This is a genomic window from Mesorhizobium sp. RSR380A (genome assembly GCF_054719385.1).
Window position 1 is genome coordinate 1,109,222 of sequence record NZ_JBTTIB010000001.1, and the last position, 20,007, is coordinate 1,129,228.

The window sequence follows — 20,007 nt, forward strand, 5'->3', positions numbered from 1 at the left end:
TACCGCTTTGGTATTCATGCTGCCGGATCCCCTGCCCTGTCATATCAACTCCCCACCTTGGCAAAAGCCCCAAGTGACCAAACCGTCAGTCCACCTCGATTACCTTGCGCGTCGGCTTTCGTTGGCGGGGCGGCTGCTTTGCGGCTACGGGCGCGGGCGGGGTCTGCGTTATCGATGCCTCCAACAACTGTCGCTGTTCTCTAAGCCGCGCCGTCTTGGCTTCCCTGGCATGCCGCTCCGCTTCCAACAGCAACTTGGCTTCTCGATCCGCCCTCTCGATCTTTTCCCTGTCGACGCGTCGTGTTTTCAAGGTCGCCTCCTTTGGTCAGACGGCGAACAAAGTGCGGACCTGAAAAAATGTTCCCAACAAATTAAGGCCTGATCTGCCTCAAATGATATTGACCAGCAGCCCGCCGGTTGCGCGCATCTGCGGCTCTGTGACGTCCAAAGGAACTGCTTGCCGTCCGCGGCGTTACGCCACCACGCTGGCCGGAAGATTACCATGGACGACAAACCCCGAACGACGGTCAGAAAACCGGCCCGGATTGATCAAGGGCATTGCTTTTGCGGAGCCATCACAGCTGAATTCAGTGGCGATCCCTTTTGGATTTGTTTCGACCACGACGATGACTGCCGACGAGCGATCGGCAGCCCACTGACGATCTGGATTGGCTATCGTCCAGATCAGGTCGATTGGCTCGGCTCCAAACCAAAAACATTTTCGAAAACCAGGGGCGTCGTGCGCTCCTTCTGTTCGGAATGTGGCACCTCGATTGGGTACACCGATGAAGGCTTGCCAAATGAGTTCTACATCTCGATCGGATTCATGGACGCGCCCGAGAAGTACCATCCCCAAGCCCAGGCCTATTGGGAAATGCGGCTGCCGTTTATCAGGATGGATGACGGTTTGCCTCGCGTCGAGGGCTACACCCGGGCGCGCGACCCCGCCCTGGGCAATCCCAGAGACCGGTGAGGCAGGAGGCTGGATCTCGGGCGTCGTACCTGCAAGCCAGCGCCAGGGCTGGCGGAACGGCGGCCGAACCATTGGAATGAGAGAGATCTCCAAACGGACAAATGCCCGAAACCAATTTCACCGGCGTGGGTTGAAGATGGACATGCGGGACTTGTTTTCACAGTCTGACGACAAAGAAGCGGATGTTTGAAGGATTCAAGCTAGAGACCGTGGATCTGCCCGAGTCCTCACTGCGAGTCAGGTATGGAGGTTCAGGCCCGCCGCTTCTTTTGCTGCATGGCCATCCTCGGACGCACGTTACCTGGCACCGGGTAGCCCCACTTCTCGCCGCCGACCACACAGTTGTCTGCCCCGATCTGAGGGGCTTTGGCCAGTCCTCGGTACCGGCGGACGCCGTGGACCATGCTGGATCCTCCAAGCGTGCCAAGGCCAGGGACTGCATTGCTCTCATGGGACATCTCGGCTTTCGCCGGTTTGCGATCGCAGGCCATGACCGCGGCAGCTACACAGCGTTCCGAACAGCCATGGATCACCCGTCGGCGATCAGCCATCTGATCGTCATGGACAGCGTCCCTATCCTGGAAGCCCTCGAACGCTGCGACGCCCGCTTTGCGAAGCTCTGGTGGCACTGGTTCTTTTTTGCACAGCCGGACAAGCCCGAACGCGCAATCATGGCCGATCCTGACGCGTGGTATGGCGGCTCAGCCGAGTCCATGGGGGCTGAGGCCTATGTCGACTACAAGGACGCAATCCACGATCCGAATGTTGTTCACGGCATGCTTGAAGACTATCGGGCAGGTCTGGCCATCGATCAATTGCACGATACCGACGACAGGAAAGCTGGTCGCCGGGTCGCGTGCCCGACCTTGGCGCTCTGGTCCGCCCGCGATGACCTTGAGGCACTCTACGGCAACGTGCTCGATGTTTGGCGACCCTGGACCACCGAACTGAAGGGCCAACCGATCGAAAGCGGACATCATATGGCCGAAGAAGCAGCCGAGGCGGTAGCCGCAGCCGTCATGGCGTTCTTGCGCGAACCGACGTCGTCATGCGGCGAGCTTGGCTGAACCGATCCGTTTGATGGCACTGCTGATCGACCGTTCGCCATCGTCGTAGTCAGCCCAGGCGACGGTCTTTTTCAGGTGGCCCGGGACCGTGCGAACGGTGTATTTTTTCGGATCGAGATCCGCCTTCACCTGACTCCAGGTCAGCGGCATGGATACAGTCGCGCCTTCCCTGGCGCGAGGGGAGAGAGGGGCGACGGCTGTCGCCATGCGATCATTCCTGAGATAGTCGAGAAAAATCCGGGATGTCCGCAGCTTCTTGGCCATGTTGACGAGGTAGAGATCCGGGCTGTCTGCCGCCATCTGGATGCAGACGGCCTTTGCGAAGGCCTTGGCCTCGGCCCATGTCGTCTTGCTGCGTTGGGCCGCCAATGGCGTCACGACATGCAAGCCTTTGCCGCCCGTGGTTTTGCAGAAGCTCACCAAGCCCAGATCTTCGAGACGATCGCGCATTTCCTTGGCAGCCGCGACCACCTTCGCAAAAGGGACTTCCGGACCAGGGTCAAGGTCGAAGACAAGTCGGCCAGGCATTTCGGGATGACCCGGCTGGCAATTCCAGGGGTGAAGCTCAAGGCCGCCTATCTGGGCGATCGCGGCCAGACCCTCGACGCGGTCGATTTGCAGATACGGTTTGTGATCGCCGAAGACTTTCACCAGTTCCAGCAGATTGGATGTGCCTGGCATTGCGTGGCGCTGGAAAAACTGCTCGCCAGCGTAGCCATCCGGCGCGCGCACGAGTGAACAGGGACGACCTTTGATATGTCTGATCATCCAGGGGCCAACGGTCTCGAAATATTCTGCAAGATCGAGCTTGTCGACGGGCTGACCGTCGCCGGCATTCGGCCAAAGCGGCTTGTCCGGCTTGGAAATGATGACGCCCATGACAACCGGGCTTTTTCCTGTCTTGCCAGTCACCTTGGCAGGGTCGGCAATCGGCGTCTCTTGAGGATCAGCTGGACGCTCGGCCTCGACGTCTTTTGCGGGCTTGTCTTCACGCAGGCCTTTGAAGGCGGCCTGCCGGATATTGCCACCCCCGGTCCAGCCGGCGAACTCGATTTCCGCGACCAATTCCGGCTTCGTCCAGAAGACGGTTGAATTCCTTTTCGGTGCGCCATCGCCGGTAAACGGCGACGTCGCGGCTTTCATCTCCTGCAGCCTGGGCATCAGCTGCTTGACCTTTGCCTCGCTGAATCCGGTCCCCACACGGCCGATATAGGCGAAATGTTCACCGCGATTGACGCCGACGAGCAATGACCGGAATTTGCCGTTGGTCGTCGACCAGCCGCCGATGACCACCTCATGCCCGGCGCGGCATTTCGATTTGGCCCAGGTGTCGGTCCTCCCCGAAACATAGGTTGCATCGGCCCTCTTGGAGACAATCCCCTCAAGCGAAAGGCGACAGGCAGAACGCAGCACCGCGTCGCCGCCATTGCTGAAGTGCTCGACATAGCGGATGAGATTTTGCGCGCCGCGATCGACTTCGCCGAGCATCTCGCTCAGACGTTCCTTCCGTTGTGAGAGAGGCATCTTTCGCAGATCGACGCCATTTGCGAAGAGCAGGTCAAAAGCAAAGTAGATCAGGTCTTTCGTCCGGCGCTCCGACAGCGCCGCCTGCAGTGCGGCAAAATCGGGCGCGCCGTTCTCGCCAAGCGCTACGATCTCGCCGTCGATGATGACGTTGGGAAGACTGGCGGCCTCCTTTGCGATGGCGCCAAATTTCTCCGTCCAGTCAAGACCCTTGCGGGTCCTAAGCGCGATGTCCTTGTCTTCCACGCGCAACTGGACGCGATAACCGTCAAACTTGATTTCGTGAACCCAGTTCGTCCCGGCCGGCGGCCGGGAGAGCGTCGCGCAAAGCTGTGGTGGGATGAAGTCGGGCATCTTCGCCGCTGAGGCACCAGCGGCTCGCTTCGGCCGCGGAGCAGGCTTTGCCGACCTGGCGGCGCGCTTGTCGGCATGGCCGCGCTTGCTGTCCCAAACGGCATCCGCATCGGCCAACGATGAACCTTTCATCATGAACGGCTTCGGACCTGCCCTCTTCCCCGCTGCAATCCTCTCCATGCTCCGACCCGAGGCGACGGATCGATCCTGAGCCAGCACCGCATCGCCATTGCCCTCTGTCGCGTATTTGTCGCGGTGTTTGATCAGCAGCCAGTTGGTCCGCTTCCCGCCATTGCGGTCATGCTTCATGCGCACGAGGACGAAGCTTCCATGCAGGCGCTTGCCCTGCAGCGTGAATTTCAGGTCGCCTTTTTCCAACGCCTTTTCGGGAGACATGGCGCCTTCCGGTTCCCAATATCCGCGATCCCACAACTGCACCGTGCCGCCACCATATTGTCCTTTGGGAATTGTGCCTTCGAAGTCGCCGTACTCCAGCGGGTGGTCCTCAACCTCCACGGCAAGTCGTTTGTCGTGAGGATCCAGTGATGGACCTTTGGTCACAGCCCATGATTTGAAGACCCCGCCAAGCTCGAGGCGAAGATCATAGTGCAGCCGCGTGGCCGCGTGTTTTTGGATGACAAACCGAAGTCGATTCGAACCCGCAATCGAGCTTTCGCCGCTGGGCTCTTTCGTCTTCGCGAAGTCCCTTTTGGCCCGGTAGGTTGAAAGCTCGCCCGTTTTCATGGAAGTGCCCCGACTAATGACGCAACGCCGGACTCAACGCAGTGGGTGAGATTTGGTTCGGTTCATGGCCGAGACGGCGCCGATGCTGCTTTTCCGCTTCAGAGTGGCATCGCCGTCAAATGTAGGCCTTCACGGAGATTACACGTCATGTCGTCACCGCTGACGTTAAGGTTCCTTGGTTTGCCCAACCATTTTTGCAAGCTCTGAAAATGGTGGGATGTCCAGTTCGCCTTGCGCGTTGTTTGCGATCTGCAGAAGCCTGATCGGGAAGCAGATCGCGTCACGGTTGGCCGGTGACATGTCTTCGTAGGTCCGCTCGTCACCTGTCATGGACGCCTCTGCCTTTCGCAGGGCGGTATCGATCTCGTCAATTGACAGCAGACCTTTGTGAACGAGCAGGTTGTTGATTGACGCGACCGCCATCATCAACCCTTCAAGCTGAAGATTGGCAACGTTCATGGCTTAACCGTGTTTCCGCTGCCCGGCCTCGCCGGGGCGTTCTGGCCATCGGATTGGTGCGTCTTGTCATCCACCTCATTGACTGGCCGCGTCAGACCGACCCCACTCTTGGGTTTCTTGTTGCCGGCCGCATCCTGAGAGAACGCATCCGAAGGATCAGGACCTGTTCTAGCCGGGTACTTCGTTGCGCCGGTCTCGCGACGGTTTTCATTATCAGGCATTTTTGATCACTCCAATCGGATGACCGATAACCATTACGAGCCCGGCGAGTTCCGGCGCCGCATGGAACATTTCTGGCCGTTCGTGCAGAGACAAGCGGGCGTGTCTCTGCAATCGCGCCTCGCGCACTGGCGGCAGGTCTCGCTTTCGTTGCCGACAGCACTAGGTTGCTCGTTGAGGTAAAAGGAATTCCCCATGCGGGTGGCACGCGAAGCCTGGGTTCTTGGCAAGGAGAGCATCCTCGGATTCATCAACGACAATGCCCTCAGCCACGGTGCGGCGATGGCGTTCTATGCCGTTACGTCCCTGGCCCCGATCTTGTTGATCGTTGTTGCGATTGCTGGACTTGTCTTTGGGCATGAAGCAGCTCAACTCGCTCTGTCGGCCGAAATCGCAGGCGTGATGGGATCGCAAACCGGCGACCTTCTGCGCAGCACCATCGAAAGCGCTTCTCACAGAACCGCCGGCACTCTTGCCACCTTGGTGGGCATCGTCACCCTCTTCGTGACAGCCTCCGGGGTGTTTGGCGAAATGCAGCTTTCGCTCAACACAATCTGGAAGATTGACCCACCACCCATGTCTGTGTCGCGATTGGTGCGGGCGCGGGCGGCCAGCCTGGGCCTGGTTGCGGCGTTGGGATTTCTACTGCTTGTGTCGTTGGCGGCAAGCGCCGCCATTTCCGCGCTTGGCGCTGTCATCAACGCCCATCTGCCGTTCGGCACGATCATTCTCGCGTCGATAAACGGCGTTGTATCCTTCGTGCTGATTTCCGCTCTGTTTGCCGCGATCTTCAAGATCCTGCCGGACCGGTCGCTCGCTTGGCGCGATGTCGCAATTGGCGCGGCAGTGACCGCTTTGCTCTTCACCATCGGCAAGTCGCTGATTGGCTGGTATATCGGAACCAGCGCGATCGCATCTTCCTATGGCGCGGCGGGTGCACTGCTGGTCGTGCTGCTTTGGGTTTACTATTCGTCTGAGATCTTCCTGCTCGGCGCCGAGTTCACGCGGGCCTATTCCGTCCGTCTTGGCAGTCGGTCCGACCTTCAACCGATAGTGGAGGCAGAGAGCCCGTCGCGACAGACATCGAACCCTGGGCCAACTATCCAACGCGAGGTGCAAGCCTGGATTGTGATCACGGGTTTGCTGACCTTCGTGGCGACACGGGTCTGGCCATCGCGGCGATCTTAGCTGCTTCCCACCAATTCTGTTTCTTTGGAACGCAACCCGGACACCGGAATTGCATAGGAACAGGAGGTTGCCCATGCCAAAATTTCGCTTTGAGACGACAGTATCCGGCCAGACTACTGCTTTCCAGGAAGAGCTAGCGAGTGCGGAGATGGCCAGTCCAAGAGCAATAGAGATGGCGCGCGTAGCGGTGGCGGCGGAACCTGGGTCAGGAACCAAGCAATCGGGATCGACTATCAAGGTCTACGATGAAGCCGGATATCTGGTCGCCACAGTCAATTTTTCCGACGTGTTGCCGAGTGATCCGGACGCCGGACAGCATGGGACTGGCGACGCGGTTGTCGAAGAACCGGGTGTGATGCGGTCTGGCTGACCCGTGGTAGATCAGGGTTTCACGTTTCGCTCACGCGATCCCCGGCAGGGCAATTTGCTGAGATCGCGAGGTCCTCGGCCATCGTCGGATGCTAGAGCTGAGATTCGATCGGGAGGTGACGGACGAAGACCGCCAGGATACGGCGAAAAAATCCGGCTTCTGGTTCATGCGTATAGTCCTGAATCTTGCCTTCGCCGCATCCATGCCAATGCAGGACATTGTGTTTCAGTTCGAGCCGATAGCTTGTTTCCGGAGATATTTCCGATTGGAATCGATGCCGCAACTCGGCGACCAATTTCGGATCCTCAAACAGCACGCCCATTTCCGAGTTCAAGGACACTGACCGTGGATCGAAATTGAAGGAACCGACGAAGCCGATATTGTCGTCGACGGTGAAAGCTTTCGTATGCAGACTGGCGCCCTTCGAGCCAAACACCGAGATTGCCGAGCGCCGGTTGAACGGCTGAAGCTCGAAAATATTGACGCCATTCCTCAGCAGCCGCTTGCGATAATTTGCGTAAGCGCCATGGACTGCGGCGACGTCCGTGGCGGCCAGGGAATTGGTCAGAACCGAAACGTCAACACCGGCGCCGACAAGGTCCAGCAAGATCGCTGTGCCCCTTTTGCCGGGGATGAAATAGGGCGACACAATTTCCAGACACCCGCGCGTGGATTGGATGATCGGACGCAGCTCTTTCATAAGCCAGCTGCGACGTCTCCAACCACGAACCTTCTCCGGCGGATCGGAAATGACCCGCACGCCATCCACCCAATGAACGTCGTTGCTGGCCGCAATAAACTCCGTGATCGAGCCCCGGTTGCCGATGCCGTTCAAGAATTTGGGATCGGGGCCGGTATCGCTTCCTTCAAGCCATTTGGCATGCTCATGCTCAGCCACTGATCCCAAGGTTTTGATTGGCTTGGCTTCATTGCAAGCCCAGAAGGCATCGAATATCGCCGCGGTTTGCCGTACCGCAGGCCCCAGGAGCAGCAGATCGAGGTCCCGGAAATTGGTTTCTGCCGCATCGAAATAGGCATCGCCAACATTCCGACCGCCGACAATGGCAAATTTGTCGTCAACGATCCAAGCCTTGTTGTGCATCCGTCGTGTCAATGCAAAGAGCCGCAACAGCACTTCCACACCACGCATGATCCGGCCGCGCCTGATACCGCTCGGATTGAACAACTTCAATTCGATGTTTGGATGGTTGTTCAGCGCCAGATATGCCGCATCATTTTTACGCGGATTGACGTCGTCAAGGAGCATGCGCACCCGAACACCGCGCTCAGCAGCTCGAAAAACCTCGCGAAGCAGCAAGCGGCCGGTGTGGTCATCATGCCAAAGGTAATACATCAGGTCGAGGCTGCGCTCAGCGCTCCTTGCCGCCAGCACGCGCACGGCGAAAGCGTCATAATTGTCCGAGACAAGCAGCAAGCCGCTCTTGCCGGCCTTGATGTTGTGGTCTGCGGTTCGCGAAACCGATACGTCCATGAAAATTGCCACCTTTGGACGGCGCTCGCGCCATCCCGCTCAAATCATAGCTAGAACCATTCTGAGGTATTCTGGTTGCATACGCAGCGTCCAATCACCCAATTCCTGGATGCAAGCGGGGCCCAGCAATCAAGCGGCTGCAGAGCGGTCAGGAGGCTTGAGAGGCGTTGCCCCGACTGCTCTGCTGCCGCTGCGGTACTTGCGTCTCCTGCAGTCCCAGGCCCTCAGACCGCACGACCGTTGGCGGGAGCCCGATGGCGTGCGCCCCGCCGCGGCTCTTCGACGAGAATGACGTGGTCGTTGTTCTCAGTGAAGCGCAGGACCCTTTAAATTTAGATATCTCCATTATCCCGGAACCGGGTTCGGGTTTCCGAGTTAAGAAAATGCTCGCGACGGGCAATTTTCAACAGAGGAGACGGCACAATGCCCACTGCCAAGAAAGCCAATGGCAACAACAAGGACCTGGAGGACCTTTTCCTCGATGGCCTCAAAGACATCTACTATGCCGAGAAGAAAATTCTGAAAGCCTTGCCGAAGATGGCCAAAGGCGCATCCGAAGAGCAAGTTTCGGCAGCATTCGAGAAGCACCTCGCTGAAACCGAGGGGCAGGTCGAACGTCTGGAGGAGGTCTTCGAGATTCTCGGCGCTGCCGCGCGCGGCAAAACCTGCCCGGCGATCGACGGCATCCTGGAGGAAGGATCTGAAATCCTTCAGGAGTACAAGGGTTCGACTTCGCTCGATGCAGGGCTCGTCGGTGCCGCGCAAGCCGTGGAGCACTACGAGATCGCCAGGTATGGAACCCTGATCGCCTGGGCTACGACGCTCGGCAAGGACGACGTGGTTGCGCTCCTCAATGCGACACTTGAAGAGGAGAAGGCCACCGACGAGGCGTTGACTGCCCTCGGTGAAGCCGGCGTCAACGAACGAGCGGCAGAACGGAGAGCGGCTTGATTTGATCGCCTACCCAACCGCCTCGGCGACCCATGTGCCGAGGCGGTCCCGGGAGATGAAGGACATGATCACGCATATCTACAAAGGACTGGAATGTTTCCTGCTTGAGTGTTCGGCCGCGCTGGTCAGGCGCCGCGCGCTTGGCGGTTCGCGCAGCGATCCTCGGCAGCTGCGAGAAGAGCGCAGAGATGAGTTCAGGGCCCGCAAAGCCGCCGAATGAGCGCCAAGATGGAGAGTCGGATGGGCTTCTTTGGAAAATATTTCTCAGGACTGTTGAGCAAGAAATCGACTGACGGCAAGGGGAGCGGCGATATGCGGAAAGCTACCGGCGCGGGTCCGGCAATTGCCGCGCATTCCAAAGATGCAAAGACATCCGCTGCTTCCGGTCAAAGCACCAATGCTTCGAGCAAAAATGCAGATGGACGATGACAAAAGGCAAGATTTGGCTACCGACTCTAGGTCGCATCGAAGCGGCGCAAAGACGTTAAATCGTCGAGATGAGCCGCATCGCAACCTTCAACGTCAATGGCGTCAACGGCCGACTGCCAGTGCTTCTCAAGTGGCTTGGCGAAACCGGCTATGACATCGTCTGCCTTCAAGAACTGAAGACCTCTGACGAAAAATTTCCCGTCGATGCGATTAGAAACGCCGGCTATGGCGCAATCTGGCACGGACAGAAGTCCTACAATGGCGTGGCAATCCTCGCTCGCGGGATTGAGCCGCTGGAACGTCGTCGAGGTCTGCCGGGCGATCCCGACGATTCGCACAGCCGCTACATCGAGGCAGATGTGAATGGGCTTGTTGTCGGCTGCCTGTATTTGCCCAATGGCAATCCAGCGCCGGGGCCGAAGTTCGACTACAAACTTCGCTGGTTCCGACGTTTGATCACCTATGGCCAGGTGCTGCTCGGCGATAGCTCACCGACCATCCTGTGCGGCGACTATAACGTCGTTCCAGGCCCGATCGACGCGGCGGTGCCGGGGCGCTGGGTTGGCGATGCCGTTTACTTCCCCGAGAGCCGGAGCGCGTACGCCGAAATGCTTGCTCAGGGCTGGTTCGATGCGGTTCGTCGCATTCATCCAGAAAAAGGAATTTACACCTATTGGAACTTCTCCTACCGCGGCGGGTACGATCGGAGTTCCGGGCTCCGGATGGACCATCTCTTGCTGAGTTCATCCCTATTGGATCGCCTGAAGAATGCCGGAGTAGATGCCGAAACGCGTGCATGGGACAAGCCGAGCGATCATGCGCCAGCCTGGATAGAACTTGATTGAGCTTCCTCGGCAAGGAGCCTGAAGACCTGGTGGCGCTCCTTCGTGATTACATTTGGCCGCGCATGTCTATCGTCAACAATGAGGACTGCCGGCGCCAAGCGATCAAGGACGCAATGATGACAACCACTCAAAAGGAAGCTGAACTGATTGCGCGCCTTGCACGCCAGCATGGCGTCACTGATGGCGCTGTCATGGCTGTCCTTGAGGCGTTGCGGCGTGGTGGTGGAACCATGGCCCAGTTCAGCCACGTCGACTTCGGAGGAATGTCACAATGGTCCTCCGGCATGACGATGGTCGGCGACATGTTCGATGACAGCCTCAAGGCGAAGCTCAACACTATCGCGGCGGAGCTCTCGGCCTACCTGCGCGATCATCCCGCCAAGCCACAACGCGACGACACGAGCTATCGTTCTGCAGCTATGGCCCACGCCGGCTCATGGTGGCCTGAGGAGTTTGGGAGCCCGTCTGCCGCTGGTTCTCAAAACAATATGCGCTACGCAGCGTTTCCTGAGCAAAGCCGCCTGGTCATGGACGATCATGGAAAGATGGAGATTTATGACACAGGCGACCATCGCATATCCGGTGTTTCGCAGAGCCAGAGCACGGACTCCACCCTGACCTTTGTCAGCCAGCACGGCGTGGTCCGCGTATCTGATCTCAAGCGCGTATCTGCGACGTAGGTCAGGGCCGCTTCCATGCAGACAGTCACGCTCATCGGCTATCTCGCGACCGTCTGCTCGATGAGCAGTTTCACCCCGCAAGCCTGGAAAATCATCAGGACACGAGAGACAAGCGGCATCTCCGCACCGATGTATGCCATCACTGTGTTGGGCTTCGCCTTGTGGCTGGCCTTCGGCATCATGAAGGCAGAGTGGCCGATCATAATCACGAATGGCGTCTGTCTCCTGCTGTCAGCGTTCATTCTCACAATGACAGTCCTGCCGCAGGCTGAGAAAGATGCGGTTGCCAAGGCTTTCGACCCCGACGACTAGATTAGCGCTTCCAACTTTTCAGCAGCGGACCTTGGCTCCCATATGCAGGATCCTTGCGCGGACGCCCCACCCTGGGGATCGTTGCGAGCGCACCGCTATGCTGATCCTTGCTCCTACATTCGTCATAAGTCCCAAACGGAGGATACGCGCCGACAACCAAAAAATCATCGGATGCCAAGAGGCATTGGTGCCCGGTGCCTGCCGGGAGGACCGCGACGTCACCGGCCTTCAGCGACAGCGTTCGTCCTTTCTTGCCGCCAAACCGGACTTCAGCGTTTCCGCGCGCAATGCCCAGAACCTCGTGTATTTGCGAATGATAGTGAACATAATCATAGATGCCGTTTCGCCAGCTATCGCCCCATCCGTTTGCCTCGAAAAGCACCTCCATGACGGCTGCTGGATCAAGTCCTTCGGGCAATTCGACGGCGCCTCGATAAACGACGAGCGGCCATGCTGGATGATTGGGTACAAGTCCATCATCCTTGAACCAGAACTCATTCGACTTTCGCTGCCTCACAAATCCGGCGACAGCTTGCTTGCGCGGTCTTGCGAAACCGGTGACGTTCTCGATCACTTTCTTGCTGGTTTCCAAAATGCTCATCGACGCTGCCTCTAAAGCAGAGGTTAGTTTAGCCGCTCGCTCAGAGCTCGACCTTTGCGTTGTCGCCCACATTCGGCTTGGCGCCGGTAACGGCCGCAAACACCATCGTTGCGGTAGCCATGATTAGCCCCGGGCTGTCCCACAATTCGCCTTCGTCGGGTTTGACCGTTATCAGACGAATCTCGGGATCATCGGCATTATCCCACCAGGCTGCGTCAGTTTTCTCCCAGAGTTCGGTGATCTTTTCCCTATCATTTGTCACTGTGGCCGGGCCTGACATCGTGACGTATTTGTAGTGGCTGTTGTCACTCCAGGCCAATGTGACCTTTGGATAGGTCGACAGTTGCTCGCTCTTGGCGCTGTCGTCATTGACGAGGAAGTATATGGCGTTTTCTTCACGGACCACACGCGCAGATAGCGGACGGGCTCGATTGTACTCGCCGTCCCAGGTCACAAACATGCAGACGTCGATGTCCTCGGCGAGTTCCCAGATGCGGTCTGTTGCCTCGGCGGGCGTGAGGTCCGTCTGCTGCTCTCGGCGGTTAGCCATAAGCGTCCTCCTGCGGGTGAATATCCTCGCTTACAACTCACGTCCCGCCACGACGTTCCAACTCACTGGGTCCTTCGGCTTGCTAAAGCGGTGGAACTTTCGAAATTGCCGGAAGTTTGGATGGCAAACGCGAGGCCATGATGGCGGACAAGACGCTTCGAACATCAAGACGGACACCCGAGCAGGACGCTAAGGGTCAGTCGGAAAAGGACCACAAGGGCGGCGGAAACGATGGCGTCGCCAGCGCCGATCCGCGGGTGATCTCCGGCAAAAAAGACGGCGACGCGACATTCCCTGTCAAGGGACCGAAGAAATAGCTATGAGCCCATTAGTCGGGCATCTGGCGGTGTCATCGATGCGCGGAGACAATTGACGAACGGGCTGACATCATTTCGCGATGACACTTTGCTACCGTCACCGACGCGGATCACCTTCAACCCTCCGGAGTTCCATGGCCGCATGACGCGCATCCGCCTCAAGGCGCTAATGGCAGCCTGGAATCACGCGACCTTTGAAAAGAGAGCGACGTCGCATCTGGCCAAACCATAGCGCCATCGGTGATCGGTTGTGGCAACCCGGCTCTGGTAGAACAGTGAAAGCTGACTGCCATCGATCATCACTGTCGAGTGGCCGTTCTCGCCCGGTTGACCTGGCTCCAACACCGGGCCGATCGAAACGTAAGGGCCGCTGACCTCGTCGGCGATGGCAAAAAACACCCGTTGCCGGTTTCCCCGAAGGCCATTCGGAAGAAAGCAAGTGGCGTTGAGAAGCACCCGGCCGTCCGGCAGCTCGATCAGTTGCGCGCCCTCAATGCCCCATTCGTAGTCGGGATCATCTCTGGTGTTATGGTGGGGAACATCGTTGTGGTCGAGGATTTTGCCGATCCGCTTCCACGGACCGAACCACGAGTCGGACTGGCTACGTGCCAGATAGATGTCGGGCTGAGGCACCCTGGTGAATTTTGGCATAGCCGAATAAACCAGGTAGCGCCCACCGCCAATGACTGCTGGATGCGGATCGTAAATGCCGTCCTCTTCCGTGTCCGGGATGGCCAGAATGGCCGGACTGAGGACTACCCAATGGAACCCGTCGTTGGAAACCGCATGCTCGCAACGGCCACCCGACTTCATGAATTCTGTCTGGATGAACATGTGGAAGACGCCGCACTCGTGGGTCACACCGGGAGCCGCAACACCAGTGCCGTTGATTGGAAGTTCGATCGGCTCATGCTCGGCCCACGGCCCATAAAGATCGGGCGCCGTGGCATGCAAGATTCTCCACGTCTCGGTGGTGACCGTGCCGCTTGACCCGAAGACGTGCCAGACACAGCCATCGAAGACAGGACACGGGTCCTTGAGATCATCCACGCTTTGCGGATGAAACAGTGGAAAAACGTTGGTTTCAAAGTTGATGTTCATGTCAGCCCCGGAATTCGCCTCGGCAGTCGGAGACGCGCAGAGATACAGGCGAATCATTGATGTTAGGCACATTCTATAGCCAACGAGTTCAACGCAAATACGGCAATGCCGCTGTCCACCAGCATTCCTCGCTGAACCACGCTTTCAGTGGCGGCCGGGTTCCGACAGCCGCCCTCGCCTCCGCACCCAGATCCCGCTTCGTGCGTGGACCAAGCGGGCGACCGGGCCTTCTTCATTTCAGTTGGAACAACTCACCTGATCGAAAGTTAGGAGCTGGAACTAAGTAGTTCTCTCCATTCGCGATTAACAAATGTTAATCGTAACATAAATAGTGTCACAGAGGGAGTATGTCAATGGAAGCGGCCTTTGGCGGGGTAACCGGCAGTCAATATGTTCGTCGCGAAAATATACTGGTTTGCTTCTCCCACTTACGATGGAATTTTGTTCACCAGCGTCCGCAGCATCTCCTCACTCTCGCATCCGCTCAGCAGAGAGTGGTCTACTTTGAAGAACCCGTTTTCGAAGAATTGCCGCAGCCGCTGATGCGGACGAGCGTGGGATCGGAAAACATTCTGATTGTCACACCAGTGCTGCCGCTTGGCACGTCGGCCGCGAAAGCAGATGCCGTCCAGCGGAGATTTGTGCAGCAGACCATCGCTTCTATGCCGCATAGCCGGCTGATCGCCTGGTACTACACCCCAATGGCTCTTCGCTTTACGGAATTCCTCGACCCAGACATATGCGTCTATGACTGCATGGACGAACTCTCTGCGTTCAGGAATGCGCCCCCCGAGCTGGGCCAGATGGAAAAGGAGCTTCTGCGTCGCGCGGATCTGGTTTTCACCGGTGGTCTAAGCTTGTTCGAGACCAAGCGTCACCTCCATCCCGCCATCTTTCCATTTCCGAGCAGCATCGATGTGAGGCACTTTCACACCGCAAGACGGCCAGGAAGGGACCCAGCCGACCAGGCGGGCATTCCTTCCCCGAGGGTTGGATATTTCGGCGTCATCGACGAGCGGCTGGACGTCGATCTCGTGGCGCTAGCGGCAAAGACAATGCCGGACGTGCATTTCGTCATGCTCGGTCCGGTTGTCAAGATCGACCCTGCAAGCCTGCCGCAAGCCGAAAACCTTCATTGGCTTGGCCCGAAAGCCTACTGCGATCTGCCCGACTATCTGCGCCATTGGGACGCCGGATGGATGCCGTTTGCCCTCAACGAGGCGACGCGTTTCATCAGCCCGACCAAGACGCCGGAATTCCTCGCCGCGGGTCTGCCGGTGATCTCGACGGCAATCGTCGACGTGGTGCGCAGTTACGGTGCTGCCGGGCTGGTGGAAATCGCCGACTGTGACGATCTGGAAATCAAGCTGCGCTCCGTCCTTTCGCGACCGCGTCAGATGCTCCTGCAGCAAGTCGATGCCTATCTTGCGGACATGTCCTGGGAACGGACATGGAATGCCATGGCAGCTCACATTGAGCGCGCCTACCAACGCAAGAAGGTCGTGCCCCTTCGCAGGAGTGCATAGCCATGTTCGATTGGCTGATCGTCGGCGCGGGTTTCGCCGGCAGTGTGCTTGCCGAACGGATAGCGTCGCAGCGTCAGGAAAGCGTTTTGCTGATCGATCGCCGCAGCCATGTGGGAGGCAACGCCTATGACTGCTACAATGAAGCCGGCATCCTCATCCATCGCTACGGCCCGCACATCTTCCACACCAACAGCCAAACGATCGTGGACCACCTTTCGCAGTTCACGCAATGGCGGCCGTACGAGCACAGGGTGTTGGCGGCCGTGGACGGGCAACTGGTTCCCATCCCGATCAATCTCGACACCATCAACCGGCTTTACGGGCTAGACCTGACCTCGGCACAGCTGGAGGATTTCTTCGCGTCGCGACGCGAAACGGTGGAGGATGTCCGAACGGCTGAGGACGTCGTCGTCAGCACCGTGGGGCGCGAGCTCTATGAAAAATTCTTCCGCGGCTACACAAGAAAGCAATGGGGCGTCGATCCCAGTCAGCTGAGCAAATCCGTGACGGCACGAGTGCCGACCAGGACCAACCGTGACGACCGCTATTTCAGCGACAGCTTCCAGAAAATGCCGGCCGGCGGGTACACGCGGATGTTCGAACGCATGCTCGATCATCCGAACATCAAGATCATGCTGCAGACCGACTTCCGTGAAATTCGTGAGAAGATACCGTTCAGGCGCATGGTTTATACCGGCCCGATCGATGAATATTTCGGCTGGCAGCTCGGGCACCTTCCGTATCGTTCGCTTCGTTTCGAGCACGTTACACTGGATTGCGAGCAATTTCAGCCGGTTGCCGTGGTCAATTATCCCCAGACGGAAGATTACACGCGCATTACCGAGTACAAACATCTGACCGGCCAGCAGAGTTCGCGGACCAGCCTGACCTACGAATACCCCACGGACATCGGGGACCCGTACTATCCCGTGCCCCGGCCCGAAAACGAAGTGCTCTACAAGCGCTATGAAGCGCTCGCGGCAAGCTGCCCAGACGTCTGGTTTGTCGGTCGGCTTGCAACTTACCGCTATTACAACATGGACCAGGTAGTCGGACAGGCTCTGGCCACCTTCTCGCGCATCCAAAAAAGCCTCCCGGCCTGGGCGCGCACGGACGAGCCGTTGTTGGCCGAGCCGAGAAGATAGTTTCTTTCAAGACGGAAGATCGGGCGGGTATCAGAAGGAGAAACTCGATGGATACAAACTTCAACTCGGAAAGCCGTGAGATATTTATCGTCGGCTTGCGCAACGCGCACGCCATGGAAAATCAAGCGCTGTCGATCATGAAGCCTCAGGTCGAGCGTATAGAGAACTATCCGGAGGTGGCCGATCGCTTGCGCCGGCACATTCAGGAAACCGAAGGCCAGATCACGAGACTCGAGTCCGTCCTGGAGGGCCTTGGCGAGGAGCACTCCACCCTCAAGGACACCGCCTTGTCGATGGTTGGCAGCGTGGCCGCCATTGGACATTCGATGGCCGGCGACGAGATCATCAAGAACAGCCTGGCGAATTTCGCATTCGAGAACTACGAGATTGCTGCCTACAATTCGCTGCTGGTACTGGCCGACGCTGGGGGCTTCCAGGATGCTGAAAGGGCCCTCAAGCAGAACCTGAACGAAGAGGAAGCCATGGCCAACTGGCTCAAGGAAAATCTGAGCGACGTTACCATGCGGTATGCCAGGCTGCGCGAGGCCGGGGCGACTGCAAAAAGCTGATGCACCGCACCGGCGCGGGCGGCGTTTCGAAACAGACGCTCGCCCGCCCCTCCCTCGTTTGAGGCCTCTTCAAGGCGTCGTGTCCGCCACGAGAAGAGCTTGCTGACGGGCCAGTTCATCTGCTGTGGGTTTGCGCAGGTGTCGCCTGCCGTCAGCCTGGATGACGGAAAACAAACCGACCTCGGCATGTCGCGAATTGTCCCAGCCCGGGTAGGCCGTTATCGGGTACAGGCAAATACCCTCGATCGGCGCTCCGAGACTGATTGCGGAACGCACCTCGTCGCAGACATAATGGAGCCAAGCCGGCCCGCCGGATCCCTCGGAGCCGGTCTCCGCAATGAACATCGGCTTGCCGTATCGATGAGCAACTTCTAGCAACATTTCCGACAGGGCGCGGTACTCGTGGTGTCCCATCGGAATCGTCGGCCCGTTTACGTACCATTGATTGTGCGGGTAAAAATTCAAGCCCACGACATCGACAACATCTTCGCTCCCGCCCAACTCAGGTTCGACGCGGCCCAGCAACATGTCGTAAGCTTCGAACTGTCCCTGTCGGGCGTTTTCGGCCCGGCGCCGTTCGCTGCGGGTCCGGTCACGAGGGGCGATATGGATAAGCGGCTCGGCCCAGACAAATCTGCAGGCGGGATCGATCTCCCGCATTGCACGAACACCCGCGATGGCGGCCTTGACGAGGTGCCGCTTGAACCATCCACGTTTGTTCGGCCCCACGCGCGGGAAATAGCCGACCTCGACAGCCCATGCGAAAAACGAGATTTCGTTGATGGGGCACAACAGAGGCGATGTTCCGGTGATCGAACGGTGTACCTTGACGGCTTCTGCCGCGAACGAGGCATAGGCGTCGATGAAATGCAGCGAGCCCTGATCGACATGGTCCGGAGATCCGTAGTGAAAGATGTCCCAGATTACCTGAACACCTGCCGATCGGGCTGCCTCGACCATTGGCGCCCAACTTGACCAGTCATAGGTTCCGGGAGCGGTTTCGATCAAATGCCAACGCAGGCCGTCGCGGATGGTGCGAAGGCCGAGTTCGGCGCAGCCGCGGTAGTCGCCCAGGGCATGCAAATTATGCGAGGTCGCACGAATAAGATCGAGGCGAACGCCGTCCTTGCGCCGGTGCGAGGAGCATTCAAAGCCTGCCATGAAAAAACTGGCGAAGCGCGAAGCTTCCGGAACCGAGGCCTCCGTCTGGCGTCCCACTTCGCTCATTTTTCGAAGTCTCCTTTGGGCAATCGGCTTCGAACTCGGCCGCCTTGTCCGGACCGGGAACCGCGTTGGCGAAATACCGAATTCAGTCGGGCGCGCCCCATGTTCGTTGCTCAGTCCAGCTCGTCCTTGCGTGGCCGGGTAGTGCCGAACCCATTGGTAGAGCCTTTGTTCCGGTGGTGAACTGTCCGGGCGCCGCGTGCAAATGAGGAACAAGGAGGCCCGTCCCAAGTTCGGGGCGATGTACAGCCGCCGTCATCCACTCGAGCGGCTGCTCGGCAACAACAGAGGCATGGGATCACATGACCGTTCAGATTCGACTTTCCGAGATCGACCACGCCAGGCGCGAGGATCGTGGCGACGGCGCTTGGAGCATCGCACCGGACCTGGGTTACTTGCGGCTAGCAATCGTGAATGTCGTGTTCTTCGGCGCACCGGGCAGCGGAGATCGGAACTGGGTGCTGATCGATACCGGGTTGCCGACGTCTCGCAGCAGCATTCTAGCGGTCGCGGAAAAGCGGTTCGGCGTCAACGCACGGCCGGCTGCAATCATCCTGACCCATGGCCATTTCGACCATGTGGGAACGGTTCTAGAACTCGCAAATGGCTGGGACGTGCCTGTCTTCGCCCATCCACTCGAGCACCCCTATTTGGACGGAACCACATCCTATCCGCCACCGGATCCCTGGGTTGGGGGTGGACTGATGGCGCTGCTTTCACCGCTTTTTCCACGCGGGCCAATCGATCTTGGCAGCCGTTTGCAACCCTTGCCCGCCGATGGATCGATCCCCGGAATGCCCGGATGGCAATGGCTGCACACACCCGGACATGCCCCTGGGCATATCTCGCTCTGGCGCGAGCAAGACCGCTCGCTCATCGTAGGAGACGCTTTCATCACCACCGGTCAGGAGTCGGTCTATGAAGTCGCCATTCAGGATCTCGAGATGCACGGTCCGCCGCGCTATTTCACGCCAGACTGGGATGCAGCGGAAAGGTCCGTGAAGCATCTGGCTGCCTTGGGCCCCCAGATGGTCATCAGTGGACACGGTGCGGCTGCTGCGGGAGTGGGCATGCGTCAGGCTCTCGATAATCTGGCTGAGCGATTCAGGGTATTCGCCGTCCCGCCGAAATTGAAATTCGTGCGGGAGCCAGCGTCGCCGATAGCTAGGCCAATCGAGCCTCCATCGTTCTGAAATTATGGTCGGATTGGCGAACGCGGGACCATCGGACAGAGTAACTCGGTCCAGCGGAACAAACCCGGCCGGCGACAGTTGGGGCACTCGCTCAGGGGGCGACACCCTGCGAAGTGCCGCGAGGTTCCGCGCCATGGGGAGGCTCAGATGGAAACCCGATGAACGCATGCCCCT

At 58.6% G+C, this 20,007-nt stretch carries 22 protein-coding genes; 14 read left to right on the forward strand and 8 right to left on the reverse strand.

Going from position 1 to position 20,007, the window contains the following annotated elements; genetic code table 11:
• Positions 1-85: 85 nt before the first annotated feature.
• Positions 86-310 carry a hypothetical protein gene (locus tag ACYG9Z_RS05370; RefSeq protein WP_023687840.1) on the reverse strand — a complete coding sequence of 75 codons (225 nt, stop codon included), beginning with the start codon at positions 308-310 and terminating at the stop codon, positions 86-88.
• 192 nt (positions 311-502) lie between these two features.
• On the opposite strand from ACYG9Z_RS05370, the gene ACYG9Z_RS05375 reads away from it, so the two are divergent.
• Together ACYG9Z_RS05375 and ACYG9Z_RS05380 are read left to right on the forward strand one after the other, a co-directional pair.
• Positions 503-973 (forward strand): GFA family protein, encoded by a 471-nt coding sequence (locus ACYG9Z_RS05375; protein WP_023707699.1) that lies wholly within the window; start codon positions 503-505, stop codon positions 971-973.
• A 182-nt stretch (positions 974-1,155) separates the two neighbouring features.
• On the forward strand, positions 1,156-2,040 hold the full coding sequence (locus ACYG9Z_RS05380) for an alpha/beta fold hydrolase (RefSeq protein ID WP_023687838.1): 885 nt from the start codon (positions 1,156-1,158) through the stop codon (positions 2,038-2,040).
• Here ACYG9Z_RS05380 and ligD read toward each other — a convergent pair.
• Both ligD and ACYG9Z_RS05390 read right to left on the reverse strand, forming a co-directional pair.
• Positions 2,020-4,662 (reverse strand): DNA ligase D, encoded by a 2,643-nt coding sequence (gene ligD / locus ACYG9Z_RS05385; protein WP_023752156.1) that lies wholly within the window; start codon positions 4,660-4,662, stop codon positions 2,020-2,022. The two genes, ACYG9Z_RS05380 and ligD, sit on opposite strands and share 21 nt — an antisense overlap.
• 165 nt (positions 4,663-4,827) lie before the next feature.
• Positions 4,828-5,121 (reverse strand): hypothetical protein, encoded by a 294-nt coding sequence (locus ACYG9Z_RS05390; protein ID WP_023687836.1) that lies wholly within the window; start codon positions 5,119-5,121, stop codon positions 4,828-4,830.
• A gap of 414 nt (positions 5,122-5,535) precedes the next feature.
• On the opposite strand from ACYG9Z_RS05390, the gene ACYG9Z_RS05395 reads away from it, so the two are divergent.
• Both ACYG9Z_RS05395 and ACYG9Z_RS05400 read left to right on the forward strand, forming a co-directional pair.
• Positions 5,536-6,528 (forward strand): YihY/virulence factor BrkB family protein, encoded by a 993-nt coding sequence (locus ACYG9Z_RS05395; protein ID WP_023752157.1) that lies wholly within the window; start codon positions 5,536-5,538, stop codon positions 6,526-6,528.
• Positions 6,529-6,601: 73 nt separating this feature from the next.
• Entirely contained in the window at positions 6,602-6,898 is a 297-nt protein-coding gene (locus ACYG9Z_RS05400; RefSeq protein ID WP_023752158.1) for a hypothetical protein, read from the forward strand.
• 91 nt (positions 6,899-6,989) lie between these two features.
• Here the strand turns inward: ACYG9Z_RS05400 and ACYG9Z_RS05405 are convergent, their stop codons facing one another.
• Positions 6,990-8,390, reverse strand: a complete 1,401-nt coding sequence (locus ACYG9Z_RS05405; RefSeq protein WP_023752159.1) for a phospholipase D family protein — start codon at positions 8,388-8,390, stop codon at positions 6,990-6,992.
• A 423-nt stretch (positions 8,391-8,813) separates the two neighbouring features.
• Between ACYG9Z_RS05405 and ACYG9Z_RS05410 the strand changes: the two genes are divergently transcribed.
• The 5 genes from ACYG9Z_RS05410 to ACYG9Z_RS05430 all read left to right on the forward strand — a co-directional run bounded on the left by ACYG9Z_RS05410 (position 8,814) and on the right by ACYG9Z_RS05430 (position 11,607).
• Positions 8,814-9,341 (forward strand): YciE/YciF ferroxidase family protein, encoded by a 528-nt coding sequence (locus tag ACYG9Z_RS05410; RefSeq protein WP_023668043.1) that lies wholly within the window; start codon positions 8,814-8,816, stop codon positions 9,339-9,341.
• A 216-nt stretch (positions 9,342-9,557) separates the two neighbouring features.
• Positions 9,558-9,770: a hypothetical protein gene (locus ACYG9Z_RS05415; protein WP_245259911.1), complete on the forward strand. Its 213-nt coding sequence runs from the start codon at positions 9,558-9,560 to the stop codon at positions 9,768-9,770.
• 68 nt (positions 9,771-9,838) lie between these two features.
• On the forward strand, positions 9,839-10,615 hold the full coding sequence (xth, locus tag ACYG9Z_RS05420) for an exodeoxyribonuclease III (RefSeq protein WP_023752160.1): 777 nt from the start codon (positions 9,839-9,841) through the stop codon (positions 10,613-10,615).
• Positions 10,612-11,295 (forward strand): hypothetical protein, encoded by a 684-nt coding sequence (locus ACYG9Z_RS05425; RefSeq protein WP_023714643.1) that lies wholly within the window; start codon positions 10,612-10,614, stop codon positions 11,293-11,295. The genes xth and ACYG9Z_RS05425 overlap by 4 nt, the downstream gene beginning before the upstream one ends.
• A gap of 15 nt (positions 11,296-11,310) precedes the next feature.
• On the forward strand, positions 11,311-11,607 hold the full coding sequence (locus ACYG9Z_RS05430) for a SemiSWEET family sugar transporter (protein ID WP_023687830.1): 297 nt from the start codon (positions 11,311-11,313) through the stop codon (positions 11,605-11,607).
• A gap of 1 nt (position 11,608) precedes the next feature.
• Here ACYG9Z_RS05430 and ACYG9Z_RS05435 read toward each other — a convergent pair whose 3' ends face one another.
• Together ACYG9Z_RS05435 and ACYG9Z_RS05440 are read right to left on the reverse strand one after the other, a co-directional pair.
• The gene (locus tag ACYG9Z_RS05435; RefSeq protein ID WP_023687829.1) at positions 11,609-12,208 is read right to left on the reverse strand and encodes a cupin; all 600 of its coding nucleotides are present in this window, start codon (positions 12,206-12,208) and stop codon (positions 11,609-11,611) included.
• Between the two features lie 40 nt (positions 12,209-12,248).
• A complete protein-coding gene (locus tag ACYG9Z_RS05440; protein WP_023700023.1) occupies positions 12,249-12,758 on the reverse strand; it encodes a pyridoxamine 5'-phosphate oxidase family protein in 510 nt (169 codons plus the stop codon).
• A 140-nt stretch (positions 12,759-12,898) separates the two neighbouring features.
• Between ACYG9Z_RS05440 and ACYG9Z_RS05445 the strand changes: the two genes are divergently transcribed.
• On the forward strand, positions 12,899-13,075 hold the full coding sequence (locus tag ACYG9Z_RS05445) for a hypothetical protein (RefSeq protein WP_155922451.1): 177 nt from the start codon (positions 12,899-12,901) through the stop codon (positions 13,073-13,075).
• A gap of 183 nt (positions 13,076-13,258) precedes the next feature.
• Here ACYG9Z_RS05445 and ACYG9Z_RS05450 read toward each other — a convergent pair whose 3' ends face one another.
• Positions 13,259-14,176, reverse strand: coding sequence for a glycoside hydrolase family protein (locus ACYG9Z_RS05450; RefSeq protein ID WP_023752161.1), 918 nt, complete (start codon positions 14,174-14,176; stop codon positions 13,259-13,261).
• A 353-nt stretch (positions 14,177-14,529) separates the two neighbouring features.
• Between ACYG9Z_RS05450 and ACYG9Z_RS05455 the strand changes: the two genes are divergently transcribed.
• Genes ACYG9Z_RS05455 through ACYG9Z_RS05465 form a run of 3 tightly spaced genes read left to right on the forward strand, consistent with a single transcriptional unit; the run spans position 14,530 to position 17,416 of the window.
• A complete protein-coding gene (locus ACYG9Z_RS05455) occupies positions 14,530-15,702 on the forward strand; it encodes a glycosyltransferase family protein (RefSeq protein ID WP_031244114.1) in 1,173 nt (390 codons plus the stop codon).
• A 2-nt stretch (positions 15,703-15,704) separates the two neighbouring features.
• Positions 15,705-16,847 carry a UDP-galactopyranose mutase gene (glf, locus tag ACYG9Z_RS05460; RefSeq protein ID WP_023668033.1) on the forward strand — a complete coding sequence of 381 codons (1,143 nt, stop codon included), beginning with the start codon at positions 15,705-15,707 and terminating at the stop codon, positions 16,845-16,847.
• Between the two features lie 47 nt (positions 16,848-16,894).
• Positions 16,895-17,416: a ferritin-like domain-containing protein gene (locus tag ACYG9Z_RS05465; protein WP_023687824.1), complete on the forward strand. Its 522-nt coding sequence runs from the start codon at positions 16,895-16,897 to the stop codon at positions 17,414-17,416.
• A gap of 69 nt (positions 17,417-17,485) precedes the next feature.
• Here the strand turns inward: ACYG9Z_RS05465 and ACYG9Z_RS05470 are convergent, their stop codons facing one another.
• On the reverse strand, positions 17,486-18,643 hold the full coding sequence (locus ACYG9Z_RS05470; protein WP_023691420.1) for a hypothetical protein: 1,158 nt from the start codon (positions 18,641-18,643) through the stop codon (positions 17,486-17,488).
• 299 nt (positions 18,644-18,942) lie between these two features.
• Between ACYG9Z_RS05470 and ACYG9Z_RS05475 the strand changes: the two genes are divergently transcribed.
• The gene (locus ACYG9Z_RS05475; RefSeq protein WP_023668030.1) at positions 18,943-19,833 is read left to right on the forward strand and encodes an MBL fold metallo-hydrolase; all 891 of its coding nucleotides are present in this window, start codon (positions 18,943-18,945) and stop codon (positions 19,831-19,833) included.
• Positions 19,834-20,007 lie beyond the last annotated feature (174 nt).